This is a genomic window from Pseudomonas sp. C5pp (assembly GCF_000814065.1).
Taxonomy (GTDB): Bacteria; Pseudomonadota; Gammaproteobacteria; order Pseudomonadales; family Pseudomonadaceae; genus Aquipseudomonas; species Aquipseudomonas asiatica.
Map to the genome: position 1 here is coordinate 54,727 of NZ_JWLN01000003.1, position 14,882 is coordinate 69,608.

At 63.7% G+C, this 14,882-nt stretch carries 14 protein-coding genes; 6 read left to right on the forward strand and 8 right to left on the reverse strand.

What is annotated here, in order from left to right:
* Positions 1–40: 40 nt before the first annotated feature.
* A complete protein-coding gene (locus RR51_RS03120) occupies positions 41–640 on the forward strand; it encodes a tRNA-uridine aminocarboxypropyltransferase (protein ID WP_039612593.1) in 600 nt (199 codons plus the stop codon).
* Positions 641–768: 128 nt separating this feature from the next.
* On the opposite strand, the gene RR51_RS03125 is transcribed toward RR51_RS03120, so the two are convergent.
* From RR51_RS03125 to RR51_RS03135, 3 genes are all read right to left on the reverse strand, one after another.
* On the reverse strand, positions 769–2,127 hold the full coding sequence (locus RR51_RS03125) for a TolC family outer membrane protein (RefSeq protein ID WP_003259075.1): 1,359 nt from the start codon (positions 2,125–2,127) through the stop codon (positions 769–771).
* A gap of 311 nt (positions 2,128–2,438) precedes the next feature.
* Complete coding sequence (locus RR51_RS03130) at positions 2,439–2,804, reverse strand: YbaN family protein (protein WP_003259078.1); 366 nt, start codon at positions 2,802–2,804, stop codon at positions 2,439–2,441.
* A gap of 7 nt (positions 2,805–2,811) precedes the next feature.
* On the reverse strand, positions 2,812–3,399 hold the full coding sequence (locus RR51_RS03135; protein ID WP_025340148.1) for a YecA/YgfB family protein: 588 nt from the start codon (positions 3,397–3,399) through the stop codon (positions 2,812–2,814).
* 246 nt (positions 3,400–3,645) lie between these two features.
* Between RR51_RS03135 and recQ the strand changes: the two genes are divergently transcribed.
* Both recQ and RR51_RS03145 read left to right on the forward strand, forming a co-directional pair.
* Positions 3,646–5,793, forward strand: coding sequence for a DNA helicase RecQ (recQ, locus tag RR51_RS03140; RefSeq protein WP_039612594.1), 2,148 nt, complete (start codon positions 3,646–3,648; stop codon positions 5,791–5,793).
* A gap of 150 nt (positions 5,794–5,943) precedes the next feature.
* On the forward strand, positions 5,944–6,381 hold the full coding sequence (locus RR51_RS03145; protein WP_013973685.1) for a MarR family transcriptional regulator: 438 nt from the start codon (positions 5,944–5,946) through the stop codon (positions 6,379–6,381).
* A gap of 129 nt (positions 6,382–6,510) precedes the next feature.
* Here RR51_RS03145 and RR51_RS03150 read toward each other — a convergent pair whose 3' ends face one another.
* Positions 6,511–8,697 (reverse strand): patatin-like phospholipase family protein, encoded by a 2,187-nt coding sequence (locus RR51_RS03150; protein ID WP_039612595.1) that lies wholly within the window; start codon positions 8,695–8,697, stop codon positions 6,511–6,513.
* A gap of 67 nt (positions 8,698–8,764) precedes the next feature.
* Between RR51_RS03150 and RR51_RS03155 the strand changes: the two genes are divergently transcribed.
* Positions 8,765–9,046 carry a SelT/SelW/SelH family protein gene (locus RR51_RS03155; protein WP_003259082.1) on the forward strand — a complete coding sequence of 94 codons (282 nt, stop codon included), beginning with the start codon at positions 8,765–8,767 and terminating at the stop codon, positions 9,044–9,046.
* Position 9,047: 1 nt separating this feature from the next.
* Here RR51_RS03155 and RR51_RS03160 read toward each other — a convergent pair whose 3' ends face one another.
* Together RR51_RS03160 and RR51_RS03165 are read right to left on the reverse strand one after the other, a co-directional pair.
* Complete coding sequence (locus RR51_RS03160; RefSeq protein WP_039612596.1) at positions 9,048–9,938, reverse strand: DMT family transporter; 891 nt, start codon at positions 9,936–9,938, stop codon at positions 9,048–9,050.
* 178 nt (positions 9,939–10,116) lie between these two features.
* Positions 10,117–10,890, reverse strand: coding sequence for a helix-turn-helix transcriptional regulator (locus RR51_RS03165; RefSeq protein ID WP_039612597.1), 774 nt, complete (start codon positions 10,888–10,890; stop codon positions 10,117–10,119).
* 131 nt (positions 10,891–11,021) lie between these two features.
* Here RR51_RS03165 and RR51_RS03170 point away from each other — a divergent pair, with 131 nt between their 5' ends.
* Positions 11,022–11,834 (forward strand): UDP-2,3-diacylglucosamine diphosphatase, encoded by an 813-nt coding sequence (locus tag RR51_RS03170; protein ID WP_039612598.1) that lies wholly within the window; start codon positions 11,022–11,024, stop codon positions 11,832–11,834.
* Between the two features lie 40 nt (positions 11,835–11,874).
* On the opposite strand, the gene RR51_RS03175 is transcribed toward RR51_RS03170, so the two are convergent.
* A complete protein-coding gene (locus RR51_RS03175) occupies positions 11,875–12,186 on the reverse strand; it encodes a DUF962 domain-containing protein (RefSeq protein ID WP_013973679.1) in 312 nt (103 codons plus the stop codon).
* A 153-nt stretch (positions 12,187–12,339) separates the two neighbouring features.
* On the opposite strand from RR51_RS03175, the gene RR51_RS03180 reads away from it, so the two are divergent.
* Entirely contained in the window at positions 12,340–13,401 is a 1,062-nt protein-coding gene (locus RR51_RS03180; RefSeq protein WP_039612599.1) for an AraC family transcriptional regulator, read from the forward strand.
* Here RR51_RS03180 and RR51_RS03185 read toward each other — a convergent pair.
* Positions 13,358–14,812 carry a TrkH family potassium uptake protein gene (locus tag RR51_RS03185; RefSeq protein ID WP_013973677.1) on the reverse strand — a complete coding sequence of 485 codons (1,455 nt, stop codon included), beginning with the start codon at positions 14,810–14,812 and terminating at the stop codon, positions 13,358–13,360. The two genes, RR51_RS03180 and RR51_RS03185, sit on opposite strands and share 44 nt — an antisense overlap.
* Positions 14,813–14,882 lie beyond the last annotated feature (70 nt).

A 14,882-nucleotide genomic window follows, 5' to 3' on the forward strand; every position in this document is an offset into this window, starting at 1 on the left:
CCCGGTTCTGTGGCAAACTGTTCCCGCCAAGGAGAACCCCATGCCCAGACCCCGCTGCGAGCGCTGCCAGCGCCCGCTCGACCATTGCCTCTGCTCACTGATCCCTGCGCTCGACAGCCGTACCCGCGTCATCCTGCTGCAGCACCCCAGTGAAACCGCCCATGCCCTGAATACCGCCCGCCTGGCCGCCCTTGGCCTGAACAACGCCGAGTTGCGGGTAGGCGAGGTATTCGATGACCTGAACGAATTGCTGGCGACCCCCGGTTACCGGCCGGCCCTGCTGTTCCCGGGCGACGACGCCCAGGAGTTGGTGGCCTATGGCGAGACGGACGACAAACCCTTGCTGTTGATCGTACCCGACGGCACCTGGCGCAAGGCGCGCAAGCTGCTGTACCTGAACCCGTTGCTGGAGGCGTTGCCGCGAGTGACGCTGGGGGCTGTCGCGCCTTCACGCTACCGCTTGCGCAAGGCGCCGGAGGCGGGGGCGTTGTCGACTATCGAGGCGGTGGTGGGAGCGCTGAACGCGTTGGAGCAGCCTGCCTGTTTCGATGCGCTGCTGGCACCGTTCGAGGCGTTGATCGAGGCACAGATCAGGGCCATGGGTTTGGAGACGTTCCAGCGTAACCATGGTAGTGAGTGAGGGCAGGGGGCTGCTTTGCAGCCCATTCGCAGCACAAGGCTGCTCCTACAGGAAAGCGCGCAACATCTGTAGGAGCAGCCTTGTGCTGCGAATGGGCCGCAAAGCGGCCCCGGCTATCTCGAACCCGATCAACGCATATCAGGCAAACGCGCCTCGGTGCGTACTTCGGTGGTAGCCAGCGCTTCCGGCGGCAGCGAAATACGTTGCTTGGTCAACAGCTCGCCCATGGTCGCCAGCACGCGGTAGCGCGAGAACTCCTCGGTATAACGCACCTCGGTGTAGCGACGGTCGGCGTTGTACAGCTCGTTTTCACTGTCCAGCACGTCAAGCAGGGTGCGCTGACCCAGGCCGAACTGGTCCTGGTAGGCAGCACGCACGCGCTTGGTGGTCTCGGCGTATTCACGCGCAGTCGGCAGCTGCTTGCTGGCGTTGTTCATGGCGTTCCACGCCAGGCTCAGGTTTTCGGTCAGCTCACGCAGGGCGTTGTTGCGGATGTCGAGGGCCTGGTTGATCTTGTGCGCGTCGGACTGCAGGCGAGCCTTGTCGCTGCCGCCGCGGAACAGGTTGTAGTTCATCTCCACGCCGGCTTGCCAGTCGTTGTTGTTGTGGCCCTTCTCGCCACCGGTGTTGTTGTTGGCACCGGTAGCCAGAATGGCGTCGAAGCGTGGGTAGAAGGTCGACTTGGCCACTTCGTATTGCTGCTCGGCAGCATTGACGTCAGCCTGGGCAGACTTGATGTACGGGTTGTTCTGGCGCATGCCGTCGCGGGCTTCGTCCAGGGTGCCAGGCACTTCGCCCTTGATGGACTGCGGGCTTTCCAGCTCGTCCGGCATGCGGCCGACGACGCTGAAGAAGTTGGCCTCGGCATCGGCCAGGTCGACTTCGGCGGTGTCCAGGTTGTTTTCCGCCAGGGCGCGACGTGCGCGGGACTGGTCAAGGTCGGCGGTGCTGCCGACGCCGCGCTCGTTGCGCAGGCCGATCTGGTCGTTGACGCGCAGGTGGGCTTGCAGGTTGTTCCTGGCCAGGGTCACCAGTTCACGGCGTTTGAGCACTTCCAGGTACACCTCGACTGCACGCAGGGCGACATCCTGGGCAACGGCCTGGGTGTAGTAGGCGCGGGAGGTGGAGACCGCTTCGGTGCGGCCCACTTCATTCGAGGTGTTGAAGCCGTCGAAGATCATCTGCCGCAGGCGCAGCTCGGACTGGGTGTAGTTGAGGGTTTCCTTGTTGTGGTTGCCCTCGGCACGCGTCGTGGTGTTGTCAGAACGCTGGCGGCCATAGCCGGCAACCAGATCCACGGAAGGGTAGTAGCCACCACGCGCAAACTTCACATCTTCATCGGCAGACAGCTTGCTGTTGCGGTTGGAGCTGACCTGCGGGTGGTAGTCCACGGCGCTCTGGACAGCCTCGGTGATCGACATCGCCTGTACGTTGGCACTCGCCAGGGCCAACAGTAATGCACTGGTGATGGGGTTCAAAACGCGCATGGTACATCTCCCTGATCCTGGAATTGATCCTGCTGCTCGCCAAAAAAATGACGATAAAGTTATTTCATATAGTGTTGCAGGTTTTTAATAACACAGCTAAGTACATTCAACGCGATAGGCAAGAAGATTTATTCATATCAGATTGTCATAACCTAATTAAATTATCTAAAAGGCTCGCAGGTGAACCTTGGAAATGGCGGCGTAAAACTCCATTAAGGCCAATGAATACAGGGCTTTAACCGAGTTCCAGAATCATTTCGGATAAGGGAAGCACGAATTAGGCGAAAGTGATATTTGGCGACAGAATATTGTCACTTTGGCTTGTGCAGGGTTTTCTGGCTGAGGATATACAGGCTTACCAGGACGGCACTGGACAACATGAAGATGCGTGCCCAGAACAGGGGCACCAGATAGCACGACAGGCCGATGCTGGCCCACATCAGGCCGATGGCGTAGACCTTGCCCTTGAGGGGGATACCTTCACCACTTAGGTAGTCACGGATCCATGGCCCGAGCTTGGGGTGATGAACCAGCCAGTGGTGAAAGCGCGGCGAACTGCGGGCAAAGCAGGCAGCCGCCAATAGCAGGAACGGGGTGGTGGGCAATACCGGCAGGAATATCCCCAACACCCCCAACGCGACGCTGAGCCAGCCGGTGGCCAGCAGCAGGTAGCGCACAGGCGACTTAGTGGTGACGTGGCTTGAGCAGTGCCGGCTTTTCGTCAGGGGCATGCAGCAGCAGGAACAGCGCCGTCAGTGCTTCGGGGATCTGTACGATCATGTCGTCCTGCAGGTTGGCGTTGCTGGCGATGTCGGCGAACTCCGGCTGCTCGTCGAACAGGCCCGAGCCGACCATGATTGGCAGCAGCATCTCGCTGACTTCTTCCTCGGCGTTTTCGAACCAGGCCTCTTCACGCAGGAATACGCCTTCCATGAAGCCGATGCACCAGCCGCGCAGGTCGGAATCGTCTGGCTCGTCGGTCAGGTCGAGGTCGCATGGCAGCTCGAACTCGTCGTCGCTGGCCAGCTGGCGGGCGATGTGCGCTTTCAGCGCCACCAGGGTGGCCTCGATCTCGGTGCGCTGAGCATCGCTGGCGTAGTGCGGCTCTTCGGCGAACAGGGCGTCGATCCACTCGCGCTCGGGCACTTCCTCGGCATTGATCGACAGGGCGGTGAGGTAGCCGTGGGCGGCGACATAGTCCAGCGCTTCTTCGTGCAGCTCGTCGGCGTCGAGGAAGGCTTGCAGGCGGGTCAGTTGCTCGGCGAAGGACATTACAGGGCTACCTTGGGGAATAAACGATAACGAATTCTAGCACCTTGCGACGGCAGCGGGGCAAAGGGAACGTCTATCGCCGTGGTGCCCTGCGCGGGGCGGTGCTGCGGTATACTCCGCGATTTTTCATCCAGGGGCAGGGTTTGCCGGCTACCTGGCAAAAACCGCTTACGCATTTGGCGTGTGCGGGGCGGGTTTTTCGTCCAGCCTGTATCCGGGATGGTACGGCGATTTGTGGAGTTGCACATGCTCGAACAGGCTCAGCGCGTTCTCAAGGACGTCTTCGGCTACGACAGTTTCCGCGGGCGCCAGGCAGCGATCATCGACTGCGTGGCCAATGGCGGCGATGCCCTGGTGCTGATGCCCACCGGCGGCGGCAAGTCGTTGTGTTTCCAGGTGCCGGGGCTGCTGCGTCCGGGCCTGACGGTGGTGGTCTCGCCACTGATCGCGCTGATGGACGACCAGGTCGCCACGCTCGACGAACTGGGTGTGCCGGCCGCCGCCCTGAACTCCACGCTGACCCCGGAGCAGCAGCGTGACCTGGCCGGGCGCCTGCGTCGTGGCGAAGTGAAGATGCTTTACCTGGCGCCGGAGCGTCTGGTGCAGCCGCGCATGCTCGACTTCCTGCGTGACCTGGATATCTCGCTGTTCGCCATCGACGAGGCCCACTGCGTGTCGCAATGGGGCCACGATTTCCGCCCCGAATACCTGCAACTGGGCCAGTTGGCCGAGCTGTTCCCGCATGTGCCGCGCATCGCGCTGACCGCCACCGCCGACATGCGCACCCGTGAAGAGATCGTCCAGCGCCTGCACCTGCAAGGCGCAGAGCGCTTCCTGTCGAGTTTCGACCGGCCCAACATCTTCTACCGCATCGTGCCCAAGGAGGCGCCGCGCAAGCAGCTGATGGCGTTCCTCGGCGAGCGCCGCGGCAACGCCGGTATCGTCTATTGCCTGTCGCGCAAGAAAGTCGACGAAACCGCCGCCTTCCTCTGTGACCAGGGCTTCCCCGCGCTGCCCTATCACGCCGGCCTGGCTGCCGAGACGCGTGCGGCCAACCAGCACCGCTTCCTCAACGAGGAAGGGCTGATCATGGTCGCCACCATCGCCTTCGGCATGGGTATCGACAAGCCCAACGTGCGCTTTGTCGCCCACCTTGACCTGCCCAAGTCGCTTGAGGCGTATTACCAGGAGACCGGCCGTGCCGGCCGTGACGGGCTGCCGTCCGATGCCTGGATGGCCTACGGGCTGCAGGACATGGTCATGCTCAAGCAGATGCTGCAGAACTCCGAAGGTGACGAGCGCCACAAACGCATCGAGCAGCACAAGCTTGATGCCATGCTGGCCCTGTGCGAAGAAACCCGCTGCCGCCGCCAGTCACTGCTGGCCTATTTCGACGAAACCCTGGAGCAACCGTGCGGGCACTGTGACAACTGTGTCGACCAGGTGCAGACCTGGGATGCCACCGAGCCTGCCCGCCAGGCGCTGTCGGCGGTGTTCCGCACCGGCCAGCGCTACGGCGTCGGGCACCTGGTCGACGTGCTGCTGGGCAAGGACACCGAAAAGGTGCGCAATTTCGGCCACGAAAAACTCTCGGTTTTTGGCGTCGGCAAGGGGCTGGCCGAGGTCGAGTGGCGTTCGCTGTTCCGTCAGCTGGTGGCGCGCGGCCTGGTCGACATCGACCTGGAAGGCTACGGTGGCCTGCGCCTGTCCGACAGCTGCCGGCCGCTGCTGCGGGGTGAGGTGACCTTGCAGCTGCGCCGTGACCTCAAGCCGCAGACCACCGCCAGGACGTCGTCGTCCAGTGGCGGCAGCCCGGCCAGCCAGCTGGTGCGTGCCGAAGAGCGCGAGCTGTGGGAAGCACTGCGTACCCTGCGGCGCAAGCTGGCCGAGGAGCACAGCGTGCCGCCCTATGTCATCTTCCCCGACTCGACGCTGCTGGAGATGCTGCGCAGCCAGCCGGTCAGCCTCAGCGACATGGCCCAGGTCAGCGGCGTGGGTGCGCGCAAGCTGGAGCGTTATGGCCAGGCCTTCCTCGAGGTGCTGAACAATAGCGGTGGCACCGACGAAGCACCGAAAGTGGTGCTCGACCTGCGCCACGAACTGGTCAGCCTGGCACGCGCCGGCATGACCCCGGCGCAGATCGCCGGCCAGCTCAATTGCAGCGAGAAGAACGTCTACAGCCTGCTGGCCGAGGCGCTGGGGCGCCAGGAGCTGAGCCTGGAACAGGCCTTGGACCTCCCGGAAGACCTGTTGATGGAAGTGCAGGATGCCTTCCTCGATGGCGAGGGCGAGCTGCCACCGGTGTCTGCGATCGTGCCGCTGTTCGGGGGACGGGTGCCGGAGGGCGTGCTGTACTGCGTGCGGGCTGCGCTGGCGGCCGAGTTCGAGCTGTAAGTGGTGACAGGATCGGAGGCAGAACTGCCATCTGCTGACCTTTGTCATGTTTTTTGACGATTATCGAACATTCCAGAGTGCCCGAGCCTTGCCTCGTGGGACGGGCCATGGTTAGCTGCCTAATAATTAGATCTATTCAATGAGTTGCTTATGCCCCTGACCGACAACCAACACCGCTTCGGCATGCAGCTGGCCCAGATGTCCCGGGGTTGGCGTGCCGAGCTGGACCGCCGCCTGGCCGGGCTCAACCTTTCACAGGCGCGCTGGCTGGTGTTGCTGCACCTGGCCCGTTTCGAAGAGGCCCCGACCCAGCGTGAGCTGGCCCAGAGCGTGGGCGTCGAAGGCCCAACCCTGGCACGCCTGCTCGATAGCCTGGAAGCGCAGGGGCTGGTACGCCGGCAGGCGGTGCTGGAGGACCGGCGGGCGAAGAAGATAGTGCTGTGCCCGCCGGCCAAGCCGCTGATCGACCAGATCGAGACCATTGCCAATCAACTGCGGGTAGAGCTGTTTACCGGGGTGGATGAGGCGGAGCTGCAGGTGTGCATGCGGGTGCATGCCAAGATTCTGGCCAACCTGGAGAAATCCTGATCAACCTGCACTCGCGATCGTTGTAGGAGCAGCCTTGTGCTACGAAGAGGTCATTCCAGGCAAAGAACATCTTCTGTCAATCCAGCCTCTTCGCAGCACAAGGCTGCTCCTACAGGGTCAGTGCAGGCCCTAGAAGGTATGCCCAAGGTTCAGGTACACCGCCTGCTCATGCGCACTGTTGGCACCATAAGTGAAGTTCAAGGGCCCCAGCGGCGTCTCCAGCCCCAGGAAGATGCTCGCCGCATTGATGTACCCACTGTCGAACTCGTTGTCGTTGTTCCACGCCCGCCCTCGCTCCAGCGACCCGCCGATGTACAGCGGGAAGTCCAGCGGTACGTAGGCCCGTGGCGTCAGGCGGCGGTAGTAGACCATGCGCATCAGGCTCACGTTCTGCCCCGACACCGAGTCCTGGCGGAAGCCTGACAGCTCCCGCGCGCCACCCAGCACGAAGCTCGACGTCACCACCTCGGTATCATCCAGCGTGCGCCCGTAGCGCCCACCCAGCACGAAGGTGTTCGGCCCGCTGCTGATGGCCTTGTCCAGGTTGAACATCCACTGCCGGTAATCCTGGTCGGAATCCAGAGACTGGTCGTACTTGCGCAAGGTCAGGCCGATATCCTCGCCACTGTGCGGGAAGTACACGTTGTCCAGGGTGTCGAACGAGTACTTCAGCTCGTAGAAACCTTCGTTGAAACTGACCTTGGGCAGGTCCTGGTCGCCGATGCGCACCTCGGCCTCGCCCCAGGCCTTGCCCACGCCCAGGCGCACTTCACCGTTGGTACCGATCTGCCGCCCCACGTTAAGGCCAAAACCGTAACGCTCCAGGCGGTACTCGGCCACCGGGTCGTTGTCCAGGGTGGCCTCGATGTTCTGCGAGCTGAAGTCCAGGTACGGTGCGATGAAATAGCGCGAGCCCACGTCCAGCGGCTGGTAGAACTCGCTGTACAACTCCTGCTGGTCGCCGATCTGGCCACGGGTCAGCCATTCGGCGCCGAGGCTGTTGATGCCGTTTACCCGGTAGCTGGCGCCCAGATTGAAGGCGCTGTCGCCGCGCAGGTCGTCCGACAGGTTCAGGCCCAGGCGCAGGTAGTCGGTGCCACCGCGTCGGCCGCGGGCGTTGATCACCAGGGTGTTGTCGTCGCCCTTGTGCACCACGCGGTACTGCACCCGGTCGAAGTAGTCCAGGCCGTACAGCGTGCCCATGTCGGTCTGCAGGCGACCTAGCTCCAGCGGCGCACCGATCGGCTGGCGGATGTACGAGCGGATGACCTCGTCGCTGACCTTGGAGTCGTTCTCGATCCTGATCGCGGTTATCGTCGGCGTGCGCTGGCGTGGCGAGCGGGCCACGGCCAGGCTGCTGTCACCTTCGGGCTGGCGCAGGGCGACAAGGCGCGGGTCGAGCAGGCGGGCGGCGCGGTAGCCGGCCTCGATCATTTCCCGGGCGCGGCCAAAATCGGTGACGCCGAAGGCGGTCAGCGGTGGCTGGATGAGGATGTCGTCTCGGTGCAGGCTGGCCAGTTGTTCTTCCGAGTTGCGCCGGGTCATCAGGGTGATCGACTGGTTGAGCACGTCGACTACCGTGGCCAGCTGCTTGCGGTCACGCAGCGGCGTACCGATGTCGACCACGATGGCCAGGTCCACACCCATTTCGCGGGCGACGTCTACCGGGATGTTGTCGACCATGCCGCCGTCCACCAGCAGCCGGCCGTCCAGCTCGACCGGGGCGAACACCGCCGGGATCGACATGCTGGCGCGGATCACCTGGGGCAGGTGGCCACGGCGAAACACCACCTTTTCGCCACTGGCGATGTCGGTGGCCACTGCGCGGAAGGGAATGGGCAGCTTGTCGAAGTCACGGGTGTCGGCGGTATGTGCCAGCTTGCTTTCCAGCAGCAGCGCCAGGTTCTGGCCCTGGATCACCCCCAGCGGCAAGCCCAGGCTGCCGTCGTCGCGAAAGCTGAGCTTCTGCTTGACGAGGAAGTCGCGGTCATCCTGCTTGCGCCGGAACGGCACATCCTTGCGCGGAGGGGCATCGGACAACGCCTGTTGCCAGTCGAGGGTGGTGGCGAGTTTTTCCAGCTCTTCGACACTGTAGCCTGAGGCATACAGGCCGCCGACCACCGCGCCCATGCTGGTGCCGGCGATGGCGTCGATGCGCACGCCCTGTTCCTCCAGGGCCTTGAGCACACCGATGTGGGCCAGGCCACGGGCCGCGCCCCCCGACAGCACCAGGCCAACCTTGGGCCTGGCCGGTTCGGCGGCGAATACCGTGAGGGAGGTGAGGGTGAGCAGGAAACAGAACAGCAAACGGCGCATCGTGAGTCTCAAACCGTGGGCTAAAGACCGCTAGTATAAGCGGCCCCTTACCTGGAGATGCCTCACCATGGCCGACAGCAAACCGGAAATCGTCATCACGTATTGCACCCAGTGCCAATGGCTGCTGAGGGCCGCCTGGCTGGCCCAGGAACTGCTCAGCACCTTTGCCGACGACCTCGGCCGAGTGGCCCTGGAGCCTGGCACCGGCGGTATCTTCCGCATCACCTGCAATGGCGTGCAGATCTGGGAGCGCAAAGCCGACGGTGGCTTCCCCGAAGCCAAGGTGCTGAAGCAGCGGGTGCGCGACCAGATCGACCCGCAGCGTGACCTGGGTCACAACGACCGCTGAGTCAGGCGCTTTCGGCCAGTGGCCGCTGCCTGGGCGGTTGTTCGGCGGCCAGGCGGCTGGAAAGCACGATGGCGAAGATGATAAGTGCACCGCCCAGCAGCATGCGCAGGGTGGGGGTTTCGGCGAACACCACCCAGGCCACGGCGATGCCGTAGACCGGTTCCATGCCGAACACCACGGCGGCGGTGCGCGCCTTGATCACCGACAGGCTGGCGACGAACAGGCTGTGCGCCACGCCGGTGCAGAAGATGCCGAGCAGGGCGATCCACAGCCAGTCCATGGTGGCTACGCCGGCCAGGTCCAGCACCGCGAACGGCAGCAGGCACAGGCCCACCACCAGGTTCTGCCACAGCGCCGCCTGCACTGCAGGCAGGCGGCCGGAGCCGGCGCGGTTGGTGAGTGACAGCAGGGAGAACAGCAGCCCCGACAGCAAGGACCAGAGCAGGCCACCGGTGGCTTCACTCGCCAGGTCGAATGCCGGCGTGACCAGTACCAGGCCGATGCTGACCAGCAGTACCAGCAAAGCCTCATTGCGGCGGATGCGTTCGCGGAACAGCAGGCCCTCGAGGATCACGGTAAAGGCCGGGAAGCTGGCGAAGCCGAGGGTGGCGATGGCCACGCCGGCAACCTTTACCGCGATGAAGAAGCTGACCCAGTGGCCGGCCAGCAGCACGCCACCGAGCAGCAGGCGGCGGGCGTCCTGGCCGCTCAGGCGTTGCCAGCCCGGGCCGGCCAGGCTGGCGAACAGGGCCAGGGCGAGCACGGCGAAGGCGGCGCGGCCGAAGACGATGATCACCGGGCTGGCGCTGGCGGCCAGTTTGCCGAAGACGCCGGTGAGGCCGAAGAACAGCGCGCCGATGTGCAGGGCGCCGAGGGCGGTGCGGTGGTTCATGGGTGGTCCTTGCTCAATATCTCTACTGGCTGTGCCGGCCTCTTCGCGGGTAAACCCGCTCCCACAGCTACTGCACCGCTTTCGAAGCCTGCGCAGTACCTGTGGGAGCGGGTTTACCCGCGAAAGGGCCGGCACAGGCCAAGTGTATAGGCTCAGGAGAATGCATTCTGTCGCAAGGCTAGTGTGGTTTGTCGCCAGACTCTCGCCGCAAAGCCAACGGCGTACACCCGAACGCCCGCAACATCGCCGCCGAAAACGCACTCTGCGAGCTGTACCCCACCTGCGCCGCAATCTCCCCCATCGGTAGCAAGGTCTGCATCACCAGCCGTCGCGCCTTGAGCAAGCGCCGCTGGCGAATGTAGTCCATCGGCGTCATCCCGCATTCCGCAGTAAAGCGCGCATGCAGGCGGGCGCTGGACAACCCGGCGATGCGCGCCAGGTCAGCCACTTGCAGCGGGTAGGCGGCATGCCGCTCGATATGCGCATCGAAGGCGGCATAGGGCAGGCGCTGGCTGGCTGTGACGCTGGCGGCCGCCGTGGGGTTGAGGCTGGCCAGCAGCAGCGCTGCCCCTTGCCGGGCAATCAGCGGGTCGTGCATGGGGCTGGCCGCCAGCCAGTCCACCAACTGTTGCTGGCGCTCATCCAGGCCGAGGGCGGCGGGGCGGTCGAGCAGGCGGCGGCTGGCATCTGCATGTTCGCCCAGTTGCTCGCGCAACCAATGGTCCCCTGGTACATCCAGCACCAGGCAATCGCTGCCGCCATCGCTGGCGCAGGTGTGATGGGCGCCCGCTGGTACCACGATCAACCCCTGTCGATCGATCCCGGCGCCATGCCCCTGCACCTCGAAGTCCAGGCGACCACGCAGGCCGAACACCAGTTGCGGGTGTTCGTGGCTGTGGGCGATCAGGCTGTCGCGGTAATGGCGCAGCGAGAGGATCGGGCCGGCGGTCATGGGGAGAGTCGTCCTCGCAGGGCAGAACCGCATTGTGCCTCAAACCCCGCAGTCCATCACTCGTAACGGTTTTGCCACCGCGCTGTCATCCGCGCCTGCCAGTCTCCAGCAAACTGCGCCGGAGCCTGCCCATGACCCATGCCGAACTGTCACGTCCCTCGCGCAAGCAACGCGTGCGTACCCTGTGGATTTCCGATGTGCACCTGGGCACCCGCGACTGTCAGGCCGAACACCTGTCGCAGTTCCTCAAGGGCTACCAGGCCGACCGTATCTACCTGGTGGGCGATATCATCGATGGCTGGAAGCTGCGCGGTGGTATCTACTGGCCTCAAGCCCACACAAACGTGATTCGCCGCCTGCTGACCATGAGCAAGCGTGGCACCGAAGTGATCTACGTCACCGGCAACCATGACGAATTCCTGCGCCGTTACTCCAGGCTGATCCTCGGCAACATCCAGCTGGTGGACGAGGCCGAGCACCTGACCGCCGATGGCCGCCGCCTGCTGGTGATCCATGGCGACCAGTTCGACGTGATTACCCGTTACCACCGCTGGCTTGCGTTCCTCGGTGACCGTGCCTACGAGTTCACTCTGGTGCTCAACCGCTGGCTCAACCACTGGCGTGCCCGCTATGGATACGGCTATTGGTCACTGTCGGCGTACCTGAAGCACAAGGTCAAAGGTGCGGTGAACTTCATCAGCGACTTCGAGGATGCCATTGCCCACGAGTGCACCCGTCGCGGTTTTCATGGGGTGGTGTGCGGGCATATCCACCATGCCGAGATTCGCCAGGTAGGGGAGGTGGAGTACCTCAATTGCGGGGATTGGGTGGAGTCGTGCACGGCGTTGATCGAGCATTGGGATGGCACGATCGAGCTTTATCGGCTGGCGGAAGCACAGGCGCGAGAGGTGAAGGCAGCAGCGGCGGTGCGCGAACCGGCTTAGGGCTTGATAGCCCAGGGGCTGCAAAGCAGCCCCAAAAGATCTACAGGCTGATCTTGCCCAGCAGGATATCCCTGAACATCACGAAATCCCCGATCAGGCTGTACAGCGGATGGGTAAAGGTCGCAGGTCGGTTCCTTTCGAAAAAGAAATGCCCGACCCAGGCAAAGCCGTAGCCGAACACCGGCAAGGCCAGCAGCAGCAACCATTTGCCACTGCCGATGGTGTAGGCCAGCAGGGCAATCACCAGGCTGGTGCCGACGAAGTGCAGGCGGCGGCAGGTGGGGTTGCTGTGTTCCCCCAGGTAGTAAGGATAGAACTCGGCAAAACTGCGAAACTGCGCTGTGCGGTTCATGGCTGTGCTCCGGGATTAACACTTCTGGACAAGATGCACGGCGTGGAGCCTGATTCGAGTCTAGAGTGACTGGCGAAGCCTATCAGTGACAATAGGCGCCAATTGAATATCCTTGGGGTTCACCGCAGGAGCGGTCAGCATAAGAAGCCTGTCATGAGCGAAAGAACCACGTCAGCCAGCTGGGCATCAGGGATCGTGAAGGCACTCGAACTGGAAGGGCTGGACTGCCGGGCCATGTTCAAGCAGCTGGGGCTGGATTTCGCTGCCCTCGACGACCCCGACGCGCGCTTCCCCCAGGACTCCATGACCCGGCTGTGGCAACTGGCGGTGGAGCTGTCGGGCAACGAGGCCATAGGCCTTAACATGGCGCGGGTGGTGCGCCCGGCATCGTTCCATGTGGTGGGTTATGCGTTGATGTCCAGCCGCACCCTGGCCGAAGGCTTCGAGCGCCTGGTGCGTTACCAGCGCATCATTGCCGAAAGCTCCGACCTCAGCTTCGTCCTCGGCCCCGAGGGCTATTCGCTGATCCTGACCGTACACGGCGACCACCTGCCACCGACCCGGCACAGCGCCGAAGCATCGCTGGCCTGTGCGCTGGCGCTGTGCAGTTGGCTCAGCGGTCGGCCGGTGCAACCGCGCCGGGTGCTGGTGCAGGGGCCGCAGCCAAAGAATATCGAACCCTACAAGGTGGCGTTCCATGCGCCGTTGGTGTTCGGTGCGCCGCACGATGCGTTGGTGTTCGAGCGCGCCGACATGGAGGCACCGCTGCCCACCGCCAATGAAGCCATGGCGATACTGCATGACCGTTTTGCCGGCGAATACCTGGCGCGTTTCTCGGAAAGCAGGGTCACCCACCGGGTGCGCCAGGTATTGTGCCGCATCCTGCCGCAGGGCGAGCCCAAGCGCGAAACCCTGGCCCAGGCCCTGCACCTGTCGCAGCGCACCTTGCAGCGGCGGCTGCAGGAGGAGGGTACCAGCTTCCAGACCCTGCTTGACGACACCCGCCGCGAACTGGCCGAACAGTACCTGGCGCAGCCGGGCATGACCCTGCTGGAAACCGCCTACCTGCTGGGTTTTGCCGACCCCAGCAATTTCTACCGTGCGTTTCGCCGCTGGTTCCATGTCACGCCCAGCGAGTACCGCGCCCGCCTGGGCGCCGAGCCCGAGGTGGTCAGTGGCGCCAGAACGCCGGCATGCACAACACTAGCACGGTGATGATTTCCAATCGGCCGAGCAACATGCCGCTGGCGAGAATCCACTTGGCAGCATCCGGCAGCGTGGCGTAGTTGCCCGATGGGCCGATCACTTCACCCAGGCCCGGCCCCACACCCGAAACCGTACCCGCAGCGCCGGTCAGGGCGGTCATCCAGTCCACGCCAAGCAAAGACAGCAGCAGCGCCATGACGCAGATGGTGATGGCGAAGAAGAACGAGAAGGTCAGGATCGAGCGCACGATTTCTTCGTCAAGGCGGTGGCCGTTGTACTTCTGCTTGATCACCGCGCGTGGGTGGATCAGCTGATTGAGGCTGGCCTTGAGCAGGATGTAGGCGACCTGGAAGCGGAAGATCTTGATGCCACCCGCCGTCGAGCCGGAGCAGCCGCCGACGAAGCCCAGGTAGAAGAACAGCATCAGCGAGAAGTTGCCCCACAGGCTGTAGTCACCCAGGGCGAAGCCGGTAGTGGTGACCACCGAGGTCACGTTCAGCGCCACGTGGCGCAGCGCGTCGAGCCAGTGCAGGTTGGTGGTGGCCCAGTACCAGGTGCCGAGCACCAGCCAGGTAACCACCAGCATGCCCAGCAAACCCTGCACCTGCTGGTCGCGGATCAGTGCCTTGCGGTTGCCGCGCAGGGTCGCCACGTAAAGGGTGAAGGGCAGGCTGCCGAGGATCATTACCACCACCGCGACCCAGTGCACGGCCGGGATATCCCACTTGGCCAGCGACTGGTCGGAGGTGGAAAACCCGCCAGTGGAAATCGCCGACATGGCGTGGTTGATCGCATCGAACGGGCTCATGCCGGCCCACCAGAAGCCCAGCGCGCCCAGGATCGAGAAGCCGACGTATACCCCCACGATCGACTTGGCGACCATGTGCGAGCGCGGCATGACCTTCTCCGAACGGTCGGACGATTCGGTCTGGAACAGGCGCATGCCACCGATGCGCAGCAGCGGCAGGATCGCTACCGCCATGCCGATGAAGCCGATGCCGCCGAGCCAGTGCAGCATCGACCGCCACATCAGGATGCCCGGTGACATGTTGTCCAGCCCGCTGAGCACCGTGGCGCCGGTGGCGGTGATGCCCGACATGCTTTCGAAGAAGGCGTCGGTGTAGCTGATGTGCTGGGTCAGCAGGAAAGGCAGGGCGGCGAACACGCACACCACCAGCCAGCTGCTGACGGTCAGCAGGTACATGTCGCGCGGGCGCAGGTGCACATGCTCGGGGCGACCCTGAAGCACCAGGGCCAGGCCGGCAATGAAGGTGATCAGGCTCGACCAGAGGAACGACGGCATGTCACGGGTGCGTTCGAAGATCACCAGGGTCGCCATGGGCACGGCCATGCTGACGGCGAGGGTAATCAGGAAGATGCCGATGATGAAACCAATGATCCTTAAGGTCGGCAACGCCATGTGATCTGCTCTGACTCGAAACGGAAGGGCGCCATTCTACCTATGGGTCTGGTGATGTAAACGCTAGAAT